Here is a 15,783-nt window from a genome sequence, read left to right on the forward strand (position 1 = left end):
CCCTCGGGAATTCCCGCCACTTTCGTACCCACAGCGATGGTCAGGGCTGGCGCACCTCGACGCGCGCGAGCTCGGTGATCCCCCGCGCCGCGAGCGCCGCGGGGTCGGCGGCGGTCGCGCTGGTCACGACGGTCACGGCGGCGCCACGCTCGCGCAGGTCGTGCCAGAGCTCGAAGACCGCGCCGCCCGGGCCGAGCGAGGGGCGCGAGAGGGGCAGGTCCGCCGCGTCGACGTCGACGACGACGCCCACGGTGCGCTCCTGCGCGAGCGGCAGCGCGCCGCGGCGGGCCTCGGCGACGACCTCCGCGAACCGGCGGCCGAGCGGCTTGACGCGGTTCTCGGTGTCGAGCAGGCCGAGCGAGTACTCGAGGTCCTTGTAGTCCGCGAGGTCGCGGGTCACGTCGTGCGAGCACCACCAGGTGACGGCGAACAGGTCACGCGTCGTGAGGGCCGCCTCGAGGGTGCGGGTGCAGAACTCCGGCATCTCGGCCTCGGCGAGGTTCATCGACGGGGCGCCCACCTCCTGCAGCCACACCTGGCGGCCGGGGTCGGTCGCGAACGCCTTCGACAGCTCGATCATCCACTCCGCGTGCCGCACGGACTGCGGCGACAGCGCCCCGTACCGCGCGGCCGTGCCGTTGAAGATCCAGGAGTGCACGGTCGTCATGTCGCCCAGGCGGGACGCGTGCTCGGGCAGGAACGAGTGGTCGTCCCAGTACCAGAGGTGGTCGTTCTCGCTGTGCACGACGACGTGGCGCGGGTCGCGGTCGCGCGGGGCGTCGAGCAGCGACGTCATCCAGTGCGTCACCTGCTCCGGGGTGGCGGGCATGGCGGCGGGGTTGGGTTCCAGGAACTGGTTGAGCTCGTTCCCGAGGGTGAGGCCCAGGAAGTTCGGGCGGTCGCGCACCGCGTCGTAGACGGCGGCCACGAGGGCGGCCTGGGCGTCGACCGCGCCCTGGTCGGCGAACATGTTGCCGTCGTGCCAGTTCACGAGCCACGCCGGCACGAAGTCGAAGCCCGACATGTGGCCCTGCACGACGTCGACCGCGACGTCGAGCCCGAACTCCGCCGCGACGTCCGTCACGAGCGCGACGTCGTCGAGCGCACGGCGGCGGATGAGGGTCCGGTTGGGCTGCAGCACGGGCCAGAGCGGGAAGACGCGGACGTGGTCCACACCGAGCCCGGCGATCGCCTCGAAGTCGGCGCGCACGACGTCGGGGTCGACGGCCATCCACTGGAACATCCAGTCGCGGGACGGGGTGTAGTTGACGCCGAAGCGCGGCACGGTCGAAGTCAAGGGAGCTTTCCTCGCTGTGTCTCGGAGATGCTGGGGGTTACCGGGGTGCAGGGGCGGTCGACTCGCGCACGACGAGCCGCCGGCCGCTCACGGTCCGCGACGAGACGGCCTCGCCGCGGACGAGCTGTTCGAGGAGGGCGACGGCGGTGCGCGCGCTCTCCTCCACGGGGGCGTCGAGGGCGGTCAGGCGCGGCCGCACGAGCGTCGAGACCCAGGAGTCCTCCCAGGCCACGACGGACAGCTGCGCGGGCACCTGGACCCCGAGCTCGGGCGCGTGCGCCACGATCTCGGCGGCGATGGACTCGCTGTCGACGACGACCGCGGTGACCGGGCCGAGGCGCCCGAGCAGGTCGGCGACCGGGTCGGCGGCCGTCGGGTCCCACGCGGCGAACGAGGCGTCCAGGCCCCGCTCGGCGGCGGCCTGCGAGAAGCGCCGGTCGCGCGCCCGGGTGTGGGCGAGCCCGGGGGCGTCGGTGACGCGGGCGACGTCGCGGTGGCCGAGGTCCGCCAGGTGGTCGAGGACGGTCGCGACGGCGGTGTCGTCCTGCACCGTGACGGCGGGCACGGCGTCGTCGAGGGGCGCGCCGAGGAGCGCCGCGGGGGCGCCGAGCTGCTCCACGAGGGCCAGGCGCGGGTCGTCGTTGCGGACGTCGACCAGCAGGAACGCGTCGACCCGCTGCTCGCCCCACCACTGGCGGTAGACCTGCTCCTCCTCGTCCGCGTGCACGAGGGTCAGCGAGAGGGACCAGCCGATGTCGGCGAGCGGCTCGGTGAGGCCGGCCAGCAGCCGCATGAAGAACGGGTCGCGGCCGAACGTGTCGCGGGAGCGGGCGATGACGAGCCCGAGGCTGCGGCCGCCCTGGCCGGAGACCTTGCGGCTGGCATAGTTCGGTCGCCAGTTCAGCGCATCGGCGGCTGCCCGGATCCGGGCCGCCGTCGCCTCGGAGACGTTGGGGCGACCGTTGAAGGCGTGCGACACGGCGGAGGGCGAGACGCCGGCGTGCTTGGCGACGTCGGCGATGGTCACGCGTCTCGGGCTCGTGGCAGTCATGGTGCGTCCGAGCGTAGAGGGGTTGACCGACGAATGTAAAGCGGTATACGTTGCACGGCACTTGATGTGTACCGCTTTACAAGGAAGCGGTGGCGGAGGCTGTGCTCCGCCCCCCGAACGACGCACCGTAGCTCTCAGGGAGGACCAATGACCCACGGCGTCAGCAGGCGCACCGTGCTGAAGGCGGCCATCGGCGGCGGGGTCCTCACCCCGCTGCTCGCGGGCTGCGGCGCCCTCGCTCCCGCCGGGAGCGGACCGCGGTCGATCTCCGTGCACACCCAGCTCAGCGGCGCCGTCGCCGGGGCCCAGGTGTTCGCGGACGTCGTCGCCGACTACCAGCGCCGCACCGGGCGGACCGTCGCCCAGCTCAAGAACGGCTCCGACCTGCCCATCGTGTTCGAGACGAGCACGCTCGCCGGGAAGGCCGCGGACGTCGCGATCGTGAACATGATGGGCCGCACGCTGTCGTGGACGCGGCTCGGTGCCACCATCCCGGTGACCGACCTGCTCGACGACTGGGGCCTGCGCGACAAGATCTTCCCCGAGGCGCTCACCGAGTGGACCGACCCGCAGGGCCGGCTGCGCGCCTTCCCGTTCACGCGCACCAACTGGCCGGTGTCGTACAACACCGGCCTGCTCGAGGAGGCCGGGGTCGACATCCCGACGACCTCCGACGAGCTCATCGCCGTGGCAGACGCGCTGCGCTCGAAGGGCATCGGGCCGGTGACCGTGGGCGGCTCCGACTGGAGCGGCCAGAAGATGTTCCTGCAGATCCTGCAGGGCTTCCTCACCCAGGACGAGGCGCGCACCGTCTTCTCCTCCGGCAAGCTCTCCGAGAGCGCGGGGGCCCTCAAGGGCGTCGAGCACTTCGTCGAGCTCCGGGACGCCGGCGTCTTCGTCGACGACGTGCAGGGCTACACCTCTGACTCCGAGCTGACCCAGTTCAACACCCGCAAGGCCGCGATCGTGCCCGCGATGTCGTCGGCCCTGGCGCTCGTCCCGGGCGAGCGGGCCAAGGAGGTCACCGTCGGGGGCTGGCCGATGCCGTCGTCCGGCGGGGTGCTGACGCGCCCCAGCGTGATCAAGAGCTACAACGGCCACGGCATCTGGATCAGCAAGAACGGCGCCGAGAAGCTCGACCTCATCAAGCCGTTCGTGCAGTACCTGTACTCGGACGAGGTCATCGACGCGTTCATCCTGGGCTCCGGCCGCGACATGAACCGCGTCACCGACACCGTCAGCACGGACTTCCCGCTGGTCGCGCAGGCCTCCCGGCTCACGGACGACGACGTCACGCCCGTCATGCTGCCCGACCTGCTCATCCCCGACGCCGTCTTCGAACCGATGGTCAAGGCGACCGCGTCCGCCTACGGCACCGCGTCCGCCGAGCAGATCGTCGACACGTTCGAGAAGGCCTACCAGGCGGCCTGACCGCCGGCGCCAGGAAAGGACTCCCATGACCACGCTCGCCGCCGCCGGGACCGCGACCGCCCCCGCCGCCGCCCCGTCACCCGGGGCCCCCGCCGCGTCGCGCCGCCGCGCCCCGCTGCGCGAACGGTTCCCCGGCCTCGCCCTGCCCGCCCTCGTCTGGTACGCGGTCTTCATGATCGGCCCGGTGGTCGCGATGTTCGTCATCGCGTTCCTGTCCTGGCCGGGCATGCTCGCCACCCCCACCTTCACCGGTCTCGGCAACTTCACCGCCGTGTTCGCCGACCCGACCTTCTGGGCCGCCGTGCGCAACTCGGCGGTGCAGATCGTGATCGGGCTGCCGATCATGATCGTGCTGGCGTTCCTGCTCGCGTTCTACGTGGTGCAGAAGCCCCGCGGGCACCGTGTGCTGCGCTACCTGCTCTTCATCCCGGCCCTCATCTCGGCGCCCGCGACCGCCATGGTCTTCTACGCCATGCTCAACCCGGACGGCCTCGTCAACGGCGTCCTGCGCCCCCTCGGGTTCGACGGCACCGCCTGGCTGGCCGACCCCAGCACCGCCCTCGGCGCGATCATCGCCGTGGAGCTGTGGAGCGGCATCGGCTACTCCGCCGTGCTCATCGCCGCCCGGCTCGACGGCGTGGACACCGAGATCGTCCAGGCCGCGCGCATCGACGGCGCCGGCGACTGGCGCGTCGCCTGGCGCATGTACTGGCCGATCGCCCGGGACTTCATCGGCGTCGTGACGATGCTGCAGTTCCTGTCGATGCTGTTCAACTCCGCGCAGAACGTGCTGCTGCTGACGCAGGGCGGGCCGGGCACCTCGACGACGACGCTCGCCTACCTGATCTACCAGAAGGCGTTCGTCGAGGCCGACCTGGGCTACAGCCAGGCCGTCGGCGTCATCCTCTTCGTGATCGGCCTGGTCGGCATGGGGCTCATCCGCCGCGTGCTCCGCGCCACCCACTGATCCCCGACCTCGCCCTAGGAGAACCGTCATGGCCCGGCAGACCGCCGCCCTTCGGGTGTCCGACCGCATCGGCTCGATCACGAGCGGCACGCTCGCGTGGATCTACGCCGCCCTGCTCCTCGTGCCCTTCTACTACTTCATCGTCTCGTCGTTCAAGGACAACGAGCAGATCTTCGAGTCGCCGCTGGCGCTCCCCACCACGTGGGACCTCTCGAACTTCACGACCGCCATCCACCAGGCCGACCTCGGTCTCGCCATCGCCAACTCGGTGATCACCACCGTCGGCGCCCTGGTGCTCACGCTCGTGCTCGCGCTGCCCGCGTCGTTCGCGCTGGCCCGGGCCACCGGGCGGGCCGGCAAGGTCGTCGAGAGCGTCTTCGCGCTCGGGTTCCTCATCCCGTCCTTCGCCGCCCTCTTCCCGACCTTCCTCCTCGCGGCCGTGCTCGGGCTCTTCCACACCCGCACGTTCGTCGTGCTGCTGCTGCCCGCGACGGCGCTGCCGCTGTCGATCGTCATCCTCACCTCGTTCATGCGGACCATCCCGCGCGAGCTCGAGGAGGCGGCCTCCATGGACGGCGCCACGTCGCTGCAGGTGCTGCGCCAGGTGTACCTGCCGATCTGCATCCCGGGGATCGCGACGGTCCTGCTGCTCAACTTCCTGTCGTTCTGGAACGCGTACCTGTACCCGCTGATCCTCATCGGACCGGACACCGCGCAGCGCACCATCCAGGTCGCGCTGCCGACGCTCAAGGTCGACGCCGGCACCGACTACGGCGTGCTCATGGCCGGCACCCTGTTCACCCTGCTGCCCGTCTACCTCGTCTACACGGTGCTCCAGCGCCAGATGCAGCGCGCGCTGCTGTCGGGGGCGGTCAAGGGATGACGTCCACCCCACCCGTCACCGCGGCGTCGCTCCCGCTCGCGACCCGTATCGGCCAGGTCAACCAGCGGCTCAAGGGCTGGGAGGCCGTCCGCTGGGTCGACGGCGCACCGCAGGTCACCGACGTGCTGCGCCGCGAGGTCGACCGCTGGGGCGGTCTCGGCGCCCTGTACGGCGTGCTGCGCGCCGACCCGTGGTCCGCGGTCCGGTGGGAGAACGGCGTCCCGCCCGAGCGCAGCGCCGAGGCCTACGCCGCCGTGCAGGAGCACGTCACCCGGTACGGCGACGGGCTGCCCGTGCTGTTCGTCGAGGAGGCGCCGCACGGGCTCATGGCGCTCGGCGGCACGACGCTGCCCGTCAACCTCGCGCTCGGCGCCGGGATGGACGCCGCGCTCACCGAGGAGCTCGCCGCGGCCGTCGCCGCCGAGGCGCGCGCCCGCGGCACGCACGTCGCGCTCGTCTCCGGCCTCGACGTGCTGCGCGACCCGCGCTGGGGCCGCGCCGAGGAGTGCTTCTCGGAGGACCCGGCGCTCGCCGCCGCCCTCGTCGCGGCCACGGTGCGCGGCATGCAGGGCACCGCGTCGTGCGACGACCCGATCGACGCCGCCCACGTCGCCGTGGTCGCCAAGCACCTGGCCGGCCAGGGCGCCGGCATCGGCGGTCGCAACGGTTCCGGCGCCCCGATCGGGCGGCGCGAGCTCGGCGAGCTGCACCTGCGCCCTGCGCACGCCGCCGCCCGCGTCGGCGTCGCCGGCTACATGGCCGCGTACAACGACGTCGACGGTGTGCCGTGCAGCGCCAACGAGGAGCTCCTCACCGGCACGATCCGCGCACGCTGGGGCTGGAGCGGCCTGGTCATGGCCGACGGCACCGCCGTCGACCGCCTCCGCGACAGCGCGCCCGACCCCGCCTCGGCCGCCGCGCTCGCCCTGCAGGCAGGCGTGGACCTCAGCCTGTGGGACGAGGCGTTCACGCACCTCGGGACAGCGCTGGACCGCGGCCTCGTCGCGGAGGCGGTGCTCGACCGCGCCGTCGACCGCGTCCTCGCGCTCAAGCACCGGTTGGGGCTGCTCGGCGAGCCCGTCGCCCCGCCGGTCCCGCGCGACGCCCCGGCGCGCGACGTCGTCGCCCTCGTCGAGCGCGCCGCCCGCCAGGCCGTCGTCCTCGTGCACGACCACGGCGTGCTGCCGCTGCACGGCGACGCGACGGTCGCCGTCGTCGGGCCGAACGCCGACGACCTCGACGCGCAGCTCGGCGACTACACGCCGCCGCGCCCGCCCCACGACCCGGGCGCGTCCACCGTGCTGTCGGCGCTCACCGCCCGGCTCGGCGCGGACCGCGTGCGACACGCGGTCGGCAGCCGGCTGCGCGGCCCGCTCGACGACCCGGGCGCGCTCGACGACGTGCGCGACGCCTGCGCGGCGGCCGACGTCGCGGTCGTCGTGCTCGGCGGCACCAGCCGGCGCAGCTACGACGACGAGTTCGCCGACAACGGCGCGGTCGAGGGCCCCGCCCCCGACACGACGAACGGCGAGGGCGTCGACCTGTCCTCGGTCGCGCTGCCGGGGGCCCAGCTCGACGTCGTCCGGGCCGCGCGGGAGTCGGGGCGACCGGTGGTCGGCGTCGTCGTCGACGGCCGCCCCCGCGTGCTGACCGAGCTCGTGGCCCTCGTCGACGCTCTGCTCGTCGTCCCGTTCCCCGGCCCGACGGGCGGTGCCGCGATCGCGGACGTGCTCCTCACCGGCGCCACCTCCGGCCGGCTCCCGGCGACGTTCCCGACCGCCGACGGCGTCGTGCCCGTGGCGCACGACGAGCGGCTCGAGACCGCCCGCGGCTACCGCGACCACCCGGTGCTGCGCGGCCTGCCGCTCGGCACCGCGCACGCGCCGGGCGTCACGACGACCCTGCGGACGCCTGCCGCGACGGTGACCGCGGCCGACCTCGCGGCCGGGGCCGTCGCCGCGCTGACCGTCGACGTGACGAACGCCGGCCCGGCCGCGGTGGACCTGTCGGTGCCGCTGTACGGCCGCCGGCACGAGCGCGGCGTGCGGCCCCGCCGTCGTACCCTGCTGGGGGTGCGACGCGCCACCGTCGAGGCGGGCGTGACGGCGTCCGTGACGTTCCGGCTCGGCCTCGACGAGCTCGGCTCGTGGGCGACCGGCGAGCCCGTCGCCACGCCCGTGACCGTCGGCGCGTGGTGCACCCCCGACCTCGACGAGCCCGCCGGCGCCGCCGTCGTGCGCGTCACCGACCAGGAGGACAGCACGCCTTGGGAACGATGACCACGACCTCGACGGCACCCGCGCCGCTCGACCCGCAGATCGACGCGACGCTGCGCGCAGCCGCCGAGCGGGTCCGCGCCACGTCGGGCGAGCGCGTCGCGGAGACGGTCCTCGCGGCGCTGCGCCGCACCCTCACCGACACCGTGACGGTCGGCGCCGACGGGAGCGTCTTCGTCATCACGGGCGACATCCCCGCGATGTGGATGCGCGACTCGACCACGCAGCTCACGCCGTACCTGCGCTTCCTGGCGGACTGCCCGCCGCTGGCCGCGCTCGTCGCGGGCGTCGTGCGTCGCCAGCTCGCGTGCCTCGACCACGACCCGTACGCGAACGCGTTCAACGACGGCCCGACGGGCGCGCACTACGACCCCGACGACGTCTGCGACGACCCCCACGTGTGGGAGCAGAAGTACGAGGTCGACAGCCTCGCGTACCCCGTGACGCTGGCGCACCGGCTGTGGCGGGAGACGGGCAGCACCGAGGTGCTCGACGAGCGCGCCCACCGGGTGCTGCGGACCGTCGTCGACCAGCTGCGTACCGAGCAGCACCACGACTCGTCGCCGTACCGCTTCAGCCGCGACACGCCCGTCCCCACCGAGACGCTGGCGCGCGACGGTCGCGGCACCCCCGTGGCGTTCACGGGGATGACGTGGAGCGGCTTCCGCCCGTCGGACGACGCCTGCACGTACGGCTACAACGTGCCCGCGAACCTGTTCGCCGCGCAGGCGCTGCGGGCCGTCGCCGAGATCGCGGACGAGGTCTGGGCCGACGTCGCCCTGGCCGACGACGCCCGTCACCTCTCGGCCGAGCTGGTCGCGGGTGTCATGGCGCACGGCGTGGTCGCCGCGCCCGGCGGCGGCGCGCGCGTCTACGCCTACGAGGTCGACGGGCTGGGCGGCGTGCTGTGCGTGGACGACGCCAACACGCCGTCGCTGCTGTCGCTGCCGCTCGTCGCGCCCGACGTCCTCGACGACGCCGTCTGGCGCGCCACGCGCGAGCTCGTGCTCAGCCCGGCGAACCCGTACTACTTCACGGGCACCATGGCGGCCGGCGTCGGCAGCCCGCACACGCAGCCCGGCTACGTGTGGCCGATCGCGCTCGCCGTCGAAGGGCTGACCGGCACCCCCGCGGACCGGGTGCGCCTGCTGCGGCTGATCGCCGACACCGACGGCGGCACCGGGTACGTGCACGAGAGCTTCGACCCGTCGGACCCGACCTCGTTCTCGCGGCCGTGGTTCTCCTGGGCGGACTCGATGTTCTGCGAGCTCGCGCTGGCCGTGGCGGACGACGCCTGCGCCTGAGGGGCACCGCGGCGCGGGCTGGGTGCCACCCTGGTGGAGCCGGTCGAAGAGAGTTGGAAGGATCGCTGCATGCCCCCGGTCCCCCGTCCCTCTGCCGCCGTCCGTCCCGCGACGCCCGACGACGCGGCCCGTTGCGCGTTCGTCCATCACACGTCGTGGGTCGAGACCTACTCGGGCCTGCTCCCGGCGGAGCACTGGGAGTCGGACACCCTCGAGCGGCGCACGGCGACCTGGCAGCGATGGCTCCGGGGCGACCTGACGGCGTTCGTCGCAGAGTCGGAAGGGCAGGTCGTGGGGGTCGCCTTCGGCGGCGCGGGGCGCGCGGTCGGCAGCCACGAGCCCGTGCGCGACCGCGAGCTCTGGCTCCTCTACGTGCTGGCCGCGCACCACGGGACGGGGGCGGGTCAGGCGCTGCTCGACACCGCCCTGCCCCCGGGGACGCCCGCCCAGCTCTGGGTGGCCGAGGCCAACCCGCGGGCGCGGCGCTTCTACGAACGCAACGGGTTCCTGCCCGACGGGGCTCGGTTCGTCGACGAGCGTCTCGATCTCGCGGAGGTCCGCCACGTGCGCTAGCGCGACGGGGTCCCGGGAGGTCGGTGGTGGCCCGCGCGCGAGCTTCCCCGCTCGTCGTTAGCGTCGACGACGTCGATCACCGGAGGGGGACAACGAGGATGAACGGTCTGGACGGCAAGGTCGCGCTGGTCACGGGAGCGGGGTCGGGCATCGGACGCGCGACGGCGGTGCGCCTGGCCCGCGAGGGCGCGACGGTCGTGGCGCTGGGGCACCGCCAGGAGAGTGCCGACGACGTCGCGGAGGAGATCCGGAGCGGGGGCGGCACGGTGCTCCCGGTGGCGGCCGACGTCGGGGACGCCGACGCGATGCGCGACGTGCTCGCCCGGGTGGAGCGGGAGCTCGGCCGGCTCGACGTCGTCGTCGCCAACGCCGGCGTGAACGGCGTCTGGGCCCCGCTCGACGAGCTGGCGCCCGAGGAGTGGGACAGCACGATCGCCACGAACCTCACCGGCACGTTCCACACCGTCCGGTTCGCGGTGCCGCTGCTGGTGCGTCAGGGCGGCGCGGTCGTCGTCGTCTCCTCGATCAACGGCACCCGCACCTTCAGCAACTCCGGCGCCTCGGCCTACGCGACGAGCAAGGCGGGCCAGGTCGCGTTCGCGCGCATGGCCGCCGTCGAGCTCGGGCCCCGCGGGGTGCGCGTCAACTCCGTGTGCCCGGGCGCGATCGACACCGAGATCGACGACAACACCGAGCAGCGGCACACCGAGGACCTCGGCGTGGCCGCCGAGTTCCCCGACGGGCAGATCCCCCTCACCGGCCAGGAGCCGGGGGTCGCGGCGCAGGTCGCGGCGACCATCGCCTACCTCGTGTCCGACGACGCGAGCCACGTGACCGGCACCGAGGTGTTCGTCGACGGAGGTCAGTCGCTCATCGCCTGAGGGTCGGGGAGGCACTGACAGGCACGACGTAGCGCTGGGGGCTCGTCCTGGGCCCGGACGAGCCCCCAGCGCTACGTCGGCGACCAGATGTGGGGGGTACGACGATGGGAAACCGGTTGCTAGGCTGACGTCGCGCGGCGGTAACCGGTTTCCCACATCGGACCGCCGTCTGTCCCAGCGACGTGACGGAAGGCGACCATGACCCACTACAGCAACCCGGTCCTCGACGCGGACTGGCCGGACCCGGACGCCGTCCGGGTCGGCGACGACTACTGGCTGATCGCGTCCAGCTTCCACCGCGCCCCCGGGCTGCCCGTGCTGCACTCGCGCGACCTCGTGTCCTGGGAGCACGTCGCCAACGCGCTGCCCGCGCTGCCCCCGGAGGGTCACTACGTGCTCCCCCGGCACGGGTCCGGGGTGTGGGCACCGAGCCTGCGCCACCACGACGGCCTGTTCTGGATCGTCTACCCGGACCCCGACCACGGGATCTTCGTGCTCACCGCCGAGGACCCGCGCGGCCCCTGGTCGCAGCCGTGGTGCCTGCTGCCCGGCAAGGGCCTCATCGACCCGTGCCCGCTGTGGGACGACGACGGTCGCGCCTACCTGGTGCACGGGTGGGCCAAGAGCCGTGCCGGGGTGAAGAACCGGCTCACGGTGGTCGAGGTGGACCCCGCCCTGAGGCGGGTGGTCGGTCCGCCCCGCACCGTCGTCGACGGCGACGAGCTGCCGGGCTTTCGCACCCTGGAGGGCCCCAAGCTGTACCAGCGCGACGGCTGGTACTGGATCTTCGCGCCCGCCGGCGGGGTCGCGACCGGCTGGCAGACCGCGTTCCGGTCCCGGTCGGTGTGGGGCCCGTACGAGCACCGCGTCGTGCTCGCCCAGGGCGACACCCCCGTCAACGGCCCGCACCAGGGCGCGTGGGTCGACACCCCCGACGGCACCGACTGGTTCCTGCACTTCCAGGACCGCGGTGTCTTCGGGCGCGTGGTCCATCTGCAGCCAATGAGGTGGGACGACGACGGCTGGCCCGTGGTGGGCGACGGCGGGACGCCGGTGCTCACCCACCCGACCCCGGTCCCCGGCGCGGAGCCGGGCGAGCCCGTGCGCAGCGACGACTTCACCACCCCGGGCCTGGCACCCCGCTGGCACTGGCAGGCCAACCCCGACGACGCCTGGGCGGTGGCCGACGGCGACGGCACCCTGTTCCTGCCCGCGCAGCCGTCGCCGCGGGGGAACCTGCGTGACCAGGGCGCGGTCCTGAGCCAGCAGCTGCCCGGGGAGCCGAGCACCTGGGAGACCCGGGTCGTGCTGACGGCCGACGCGCCCGGCACCCGGGCCGGCGTCGTCGTCCTCGGCCGCGAGTACGCGTGGGCGGGGCTGGTCCGCACACCCGGCGGCGTGGAGGTCACCGTCCGGCGCGGCGGCACCCACGGCGACGAGGAGATCCTCGCCCAGGAGCCGGTGCCGGGCGGCGCGTCGAGCGTCCTGGTCCGCGCCGCCGTCGACGCCGACGGCGCCGTCACGTGGGGGTGGCGGACCGGCGCCGACGCGCCCTGGCACGAGCCCGCACCGCCGTGGCAGGCGCACGTCGGGCACTGGGTGGGCGCGGACGTCGGCCTCTTCTCGAGCGGCCCGCTCGGCAGCGCGCCGGGCGACGCCGACGGCGGCACGTTCGGCCCGGTCCGCGTCACCGTGACCGGGAAGGACGCGTGATGCAGCGCTCCGGCGGGCCGACCATCGACGAGGTCGCGGCGGCGGCGGGCGTCTCCCGGGCCACCGTCTCGCGGGTGATGAACGACCGGGCCACGGTGGCTCCGGACATCGCCGAGCGGGTGCGCGCCGTCGCCCGGGAGCTGCGGTACCAGCCGAGCCGGGTGGCACGCAGCCTGTCGCTGGGCCGCACGAACTCCGTCGCGCTCGTGGTGCCCGACCTCGCGAACCCGATGTTCCAGCAGATCCTGCGCGGCACGATGGCAGCGGCCGCCCCGCACGACTATCGCGTGCTGGTGGCGGAGACCGCGGAGAACACCCGGGACGAGGCCGAGGTCGCGCTCGAGGCGCGGCAACGCTGCGACGCGCTCGTCCTCGCGGCGCCCCGCACGTCGGAGGACGCGCTGCGGGAGCTCCTGCCGCGCCTGGAGCCGGTCGTCGTGATCAACCGGCACGTGCCGGGCGGCACCGTCCCGACGGTGCGCGTCGACTACGGCGCCGGGGTGCGCAGCATGGTGGACCACCTGGTGGCCCTCGGGCACCGGGAGCTCGCCTACGTCGCCGGGCCGCCGTCGAGCGCGTCCAACGCCCTGCGGGTGCGGGCGCTCGACGACGCGCGCCACCGGTACCCGGGCCTGCGCGTCACGACCGTGCCCTGCGGCCCCACCGTGGACGCCGGCTACCGCGTGGCCGACCGGGTGCTCGCCACCGGCGCCACAGGGGTCGTCGCGTTCAACGACCTGGTCGCGTTCGGGCTGCTCGCGCGCCTCAACGAGGCCGGGGTGGCCGTGCCCGGCGACCTGTCGATCGGCGGGTTCGACGACATCGAGCTCGCCCGGTACGCGACGCCGTCGCTGACGACGGCGGCCGTGCCGCAGGCGGACCTCGGGCGGCGCGCCTGGGAGCTGCTGCACGCGCGCGTGCTCGGCGTCGAGCGCACCCGGCTCGGTGCGGAGGGCGTCGTCCTGCACATCACGCCGGGCCTGGTGGTGCGGGGAAGCACCGGGCCGGTGCCGCCCGCGCGGCACCGTGACGCCGACGCTGCGGACTCCGCGGATCGGTCCGAGGCCGAGAAGGCCCGGTGGCGCGCCGCCGACGACGAGTGGGTGCTCGCCACCGCGGACGGCCGCGCCCTGGGCCGGTACTCCGGCGGCACGACGATGCCGGGCGTGCACAGCCCGCGCCCCTTCCTGCACCCCGTGCACTCGCTGGACGGGGTGGCGATGACGGCGATGAGCCCCGTGGACCACCGGCACCACTACGGGGTGTCGCTGGCCGTCGCGGACGTGAACGGCACGAGCCACTGGGGCGGCCGCACCTACGTGCGAGGCCAGGGACCGACCCTGCTCGCCAACCACGGCCGCCAGGAGGTCACCGCCACGGTCGTCACCGACGACGGCACCACCCTGGAGCAGCGGCTGCGCTGGCTCGACGCAGGGGGCGGCGTCCAGCTCACGGAACGTCGGCGCCTCGCCGCGGCCGTCCTGCCCGGCGCCGACGCCTGGGCGCTCGGCTGGCACAGCACCCTGCGCGCCGGTGACACCGACCTGGAGATCGGCAGCCCCGCCACCCACGGCCGCCCCGGCGCCGGCTACGGCGGCTGGTTCTGGCGGCTCCCCACGGGCGACGAGGCGCGCGTCGTCACCCCCGACGGGACGGACGTGCACGGCTCCCGCCACCCGTGGGTGGCGGTCGCCCGTCGCACGGGTGAGACGTGGTCCACCCTGGTGCTCGTTCCCCGGAACGACGACGCCTCCGACCCGGCATCCGACCAGGCACCCGACCAGGCACCCGACCCCTGGTTCGCGCGCGTCGGTGACTACGTCGGCCTGGGTCCGGCGCTCGCCTGGGACGCCGTGCGGCGGGTGCCGGCGGGGACGGAGCTGGTGGTCCACGTGGTGGCGGCCGTCGTCGACCGGAGGCTCGACGCCGACGACGCGCAGGTTGTGGCGGACCTCGCCGTGTCCCGGGTCGGAGCCGTGCAGGGCACCGACGCCCTGGCGGCCGGCGCCTGACGGCTGCTCAGGCCGGGCGACACGCGGTGGCCGCCTCCGTGGCGGCCGCCGGCTCGCCGAGCACCTCGAGCAGGCGACGCGCGTAGGCGCGCGGGCGGCTCAGGTTGCCGTTGTGGCCGCCCGGGAAGAGCCGGACCGGGCTGGAGACCACGGCGGCGAGCGCCTCGGCACAGCGACGGTCGAAGACGCCGCCGGAGGTCGCTTCTCCCGCGGCGGGGACCACCCGGGTGCCCAGGCCGACGAGCAGCCCGGGGTCGAGGCGGTCCTCGATCGCGGCCGTGAAGTCGTGGCGGATGAAGTGGTCGAAGTTCGCCGCGCGGCCGGCGTCCATCGGGAACGCGGTCAGCCCGGGCTCGCTCTGGGCGCCCGACGGGTCGATGTCCAGCGACCGGACGATGGCGGGCAGGGCGCCGGCGAGGCCGCCGGCCCGGTACGCGTCCTGGATCTCGACGAGCTCGCGGCGGTGCTGCTGCGCCTCGTCGTGCGGCAGGAGCCACGGCGCGATCGGCTCGTGCGCGACAAGGGTGCGCAACCGTCCCGGGCGAGACACGGCGAGACGAAGGCCGATCACCGCCCCGAGGCTGCAGCCGAGCATCACCACCGGCCCGTCCGTCACGTGCGCGAGGAGCCGGTCGAGGTCGTCGGCGTGGTCGGCGATCGACGCTCCCCGGTCGGGATCGTGGGGTCGGCTCCGGGACAGGCCCCGCCGGTCGTAGGTGAGGACCGTGAAGTGGTTCACCAGCCGCGGGACGAGGTCTGCGGTGCGGTCCGCGTCCCCCTCCCCGCTCTGGGAGATCACCAGGAGCGGGCCGGACCCGACCGTCTGGAAGTGGATGCTGGCCCCGGGAACCTCGATCTTCGGCATGCCACGACATTACATCTAGTTCGATACATCGCACCAGATGCTTTTCCCCTAGACTGGCGCGATGAACGGAGTCGACCTGTTCCTGCTGGGGCGCGCCCTGATGAAGATCGGGCAGGACGCCCTGCCGGAACCGCCCGGGGGCGAGGCGGGCCACGCCGGCAGCGCGCGCGTGACCTTGATCGTCGCCGCCGACGTCGCCGAGCACGCCAGCACGACCGTCGGCGAGATCGCCTCGCGCACCGGCCTCCCCCAGAGCCAGGTGTCGACCGCGGTGGCACGGCTCAAGGTGGCCGGCGCGGTGCGGACGGCGAGCGACCCGGCGGACCGGCGGCGCACCCGTGTCGTGCGCGAGCCGGGTGCCTCGGCCCGGCTCGACGAGATCCGGTCGACGACGATCGTCCCCGCGCTCGCACGCCACCTGGGCACCGGCGAGGAGGACGCCGCGCGGGTGGCAACCCTCCTCGACGAGGTCGGCGCCACGCTCCTGCGCGGCCGGCCCGTCTGAGACCGCACCGGGAGCCTCTGCCGCC

General features: G+C 74.3%; 13 protein-coding genes. 10 read left to right on the top strand and 3 right to left on the bottom strand.

Features of this window, described 5'->3' with window-relative positions; translation table 11 throughout:
• Nucleotides 1-40: 40 nt before the first annotated feature.
• Entirely contained in the window at nt 41-1,297 is a 1,257-nt protein-coding gene (locus ACWGKI_RS14375) for a glycoside hydrolase 5 family protein (protein WP_380245603.1), read from the bottom strand.
• A gap of 37 nt (nt 1,298-1,334) precedes the next feature.
• A complete protein-coding gene (locus tag ACWGKI_RS14380) occupies nt 1,335-2,348 on the bottom strand; it encodes a LacI family DNA-binding transcriptional regulator (protein ID WP_452187883.1) in 1,014 nt (337 codons plus the stop codon).
• A 147-nt stretch (nt 2,349-2,495) separates the two neighbouring features.
• Between ACWGKI_RS14380 and ACWGKI_RS14385 the strand changes: the two genes are divergently transcribed.
• The 9 genes from ACWGKI_RS14385 to ACWGKI_RS14425 all read left to right on the top strand — a co-directional run bounded on the left by ACWGKI_RS14385 (nt 2,496) and on the right by ACWGKI_RS14425 (nt 14,388).
• Nucleotides 2,496-3,779: an ABC transporter substrate-binding protein gene (locus ACWGKI_RS14385; protein ID WP_380244734.1), complete on the top strand. Its 1,284-nt coding sequence runs from the start codon at nt 2,496-2,498 to the stop codon at nt 3,777-3,779.
• Nucleotides 3,780-3,804: 25 nt separating this feature from the next.
• Nucleotides 3,805-4,746, top strand: a complete 942-nt coding sequence (locus ACWGKI_RS14390; protein WP_452187886.1) for a carbohydrate ABC transporter permease — start codon at nt 3,805-3,807, stop codon at nt 4,744-4,746.
• Nucleotides 4,747-4,774: 28 nt separating this feature from the next.
• Nucleotides 4,775-5,629 carry a carbohydrate ABC transporter permease gene (locus ACWGKI_RS14395; RefSeq protein WP_380244736.1) on the top strand — a complete coding sequence of 285 codons (855 nt, stop codon included), beginning with the start codon at nt 4,775-4,777 and terminating at the stop codon, nt 5,627-5,629.
• On the top strand, nt 5,626-7,908 hold the full coding sequence (locus tag ACWGKI_RS14400; protein WP_452187888.1) for a glycoside hydrolase family 3 protein: 2,283 nt from the start codon (nt 5,626-5,628) through the stop codon (nt 7,906-7,908). Before ACWGKI_RS14395 ends, ACWGKI_RS14400 begins: the two co-directional genes overlap by 4 nt.
• Entirely contained in the window at nt 7,905-9,209 is a 1,305-nt protein-coding gene (locus ACWGKI_RS14405; protein WP_452187890.1) for a glycoside hydrolase family 125 protein, read from the top strand. Before ACWGKI_RS14400 ends, ACWGKI_RS14405 begins: the two co-directional genes overlap by 4 nt.
• A 69-nt stretch (nt 9,210-9,278) precedes the next feature.
• Complete coding sequence (locus ACWGKI_RS14410; protein WP_452187892.1) at nt 9,279-9,782, top strand: N-acetyltransferase family protein; 504 nt, start codon at nt 9,279-9,281, stop codon at nt 9,780-9,782.
• Between the two features lie 98 nt (nt 9,783-9,880).
• Entirely contained in the window at nt 9,881-10,663 is a 783-nt protein-coding gene (locus tag ACWGKI_RS14415; protein WP_380244741.1) for an SDR family oxidoreductase, read from the top strand.
• Between the two features lie 198 nt (nt 10,664-10,861).
• A complete protein-coding gene (locus tag ACWGKI_RS14420) occupies nt 10,862-12,376 on the top strand; it encodes a family 43 glycosylhydrolase (RefSeq protein WP_452187894.1) in 1,515 nt (504 codons plus the stop codon).
• A complete protein-coding gene (locus ACWGKI_RS14425; protein WP_452187896.1) occupies nt 12,376-14,388 on the top strand; it encodes a DUF6807 family protein in 2,013 nt (670 codons plus the stop codon). The genes ACWGKI_RS14420 and ACWGKI_RS14425 overlap by 1 nt, the downstream gene beginning before the upstream one ends.
• Before the next feature lie 7 nt (nt 14,389-14,395).
• On the opposite strand, the gene ACWGKI_RS14430 is transcribed toward ACWGKI_RS14425, so the two are convergent.
• Nucleotides 14,396-15,253, bottom strand: coding sequence for an alpha/beta fold hydrolase (locus ACWGKI_RS14430; RefSeq protein WP_452187898.1), 858 nt, complete (start codon nt 15,251-15,253; stop codon nt 14,396-14,398).
• A 61-nt stretch (nt 15,254-15,314) separates the two neighbouring features.
• On the opposite strand from ACWGKI_RS14430, the gene ACWGKI_RS14435 reads away from it, so the two are divergent.
• Entirely contained in the window at nt 15,315-15,758 is a 444-nt protein-coding gene (locus tag ACWGKI_RS14435; RefSeq protein WP_452187900.1) for a MarR family transcriptional regulator, read from the top strand.
• Nucleotides 15,759-15,783 lie beyond the last annotated feature (25 nt).

The sequence above is a fragment of the Isoptericola sp. NPDC055881 genome (assembly GCF_053615895.1).

Coding starts and splice junctions, on each gene's coding strand:
- ACWGKI_RS14405 (WP_452187890.1), top strand. CDS start 7,905: ATGACCACGACCTCGACGGCACCCGCGCCGCTCGACCCGCAGATCGAC.
- ACWGKI_RS14380 (WP_452187883.1), bottom strand. CDS start 2,348: ATGACTGCCACGAGCCCGAGACGCGTGACCATCGCCGACGTCGCCAAG.
- ACWGKI_RS14395 (WP_380244736.1), top strand. CDS start 4,775: ATGGCCCGGCAGACCGCCGCCCTTCGGGTGTCCGACCGCATCGGCTCG.
- ACWGKI_RS14420 (WP_452187894.1), top strand. CDS start 10,862: ATGACCCACTACAGCAACCCGGTCCTCGACGCGGACTGGCCGGACCCG.
- ACWGKI_RS14385 (WP_380244734.1), top strand. CDS start 2,496: ATGACCCACGGCGTCAGCAGGCGCACCGTGCTGAAGGCGGCCATCGGC.
- ACWGKI_RS14400 (WP_452187888.1), top strand. CDS start 5,626: ATGACGTCCACCCCACCCGTCACCGCGGCGTCGCTCCCGCTCGCGACC.
- ACWGKI_RS14390 (WP_452187886.1), top strand. CDS start 3,805: ATGACCACGCTCGCCGCCGCCGGGACCGCGACCGCCCCCGCCGCCGCC.
- ACWGKI_RS14410 (WP_452187892.1), top strand. CDS start 9,279: ATGCCCCCGGTCCCCCGTCCCTCTGCCGCCGTCCGTCCCGCGACGCCC.
- ACWGKI_RS14435 (WP_452187900.1), top strand. CDS start 15,315: ATGAACGGAGTCGACCTGTTCCTGCTGGGGCGCGCCCTGATGAAGATC.
- ACWGKI_RS14430 (WP_452187898.1), bottom strand. CDS start 15,253: ATGCCGAAGATCGAGGTTCCCGGGGCCAGCATCCACTTCCAGACGGTC.
- ACWGKI_RS14415 (WP_380244741.1), top strand. CDS start 9,881: ATGAACGGTCTGGACGGCAAGGTCGCGCTGGTCACGGGAGCGGGGTCG.
- ACWGKI_RS14425 (WP_452187896.1), top strand. CDS start 12,376: ATGCAGCGCTCCGGCGGGCCGACCATCGACGAGGTCGCGGCGGCGGCG.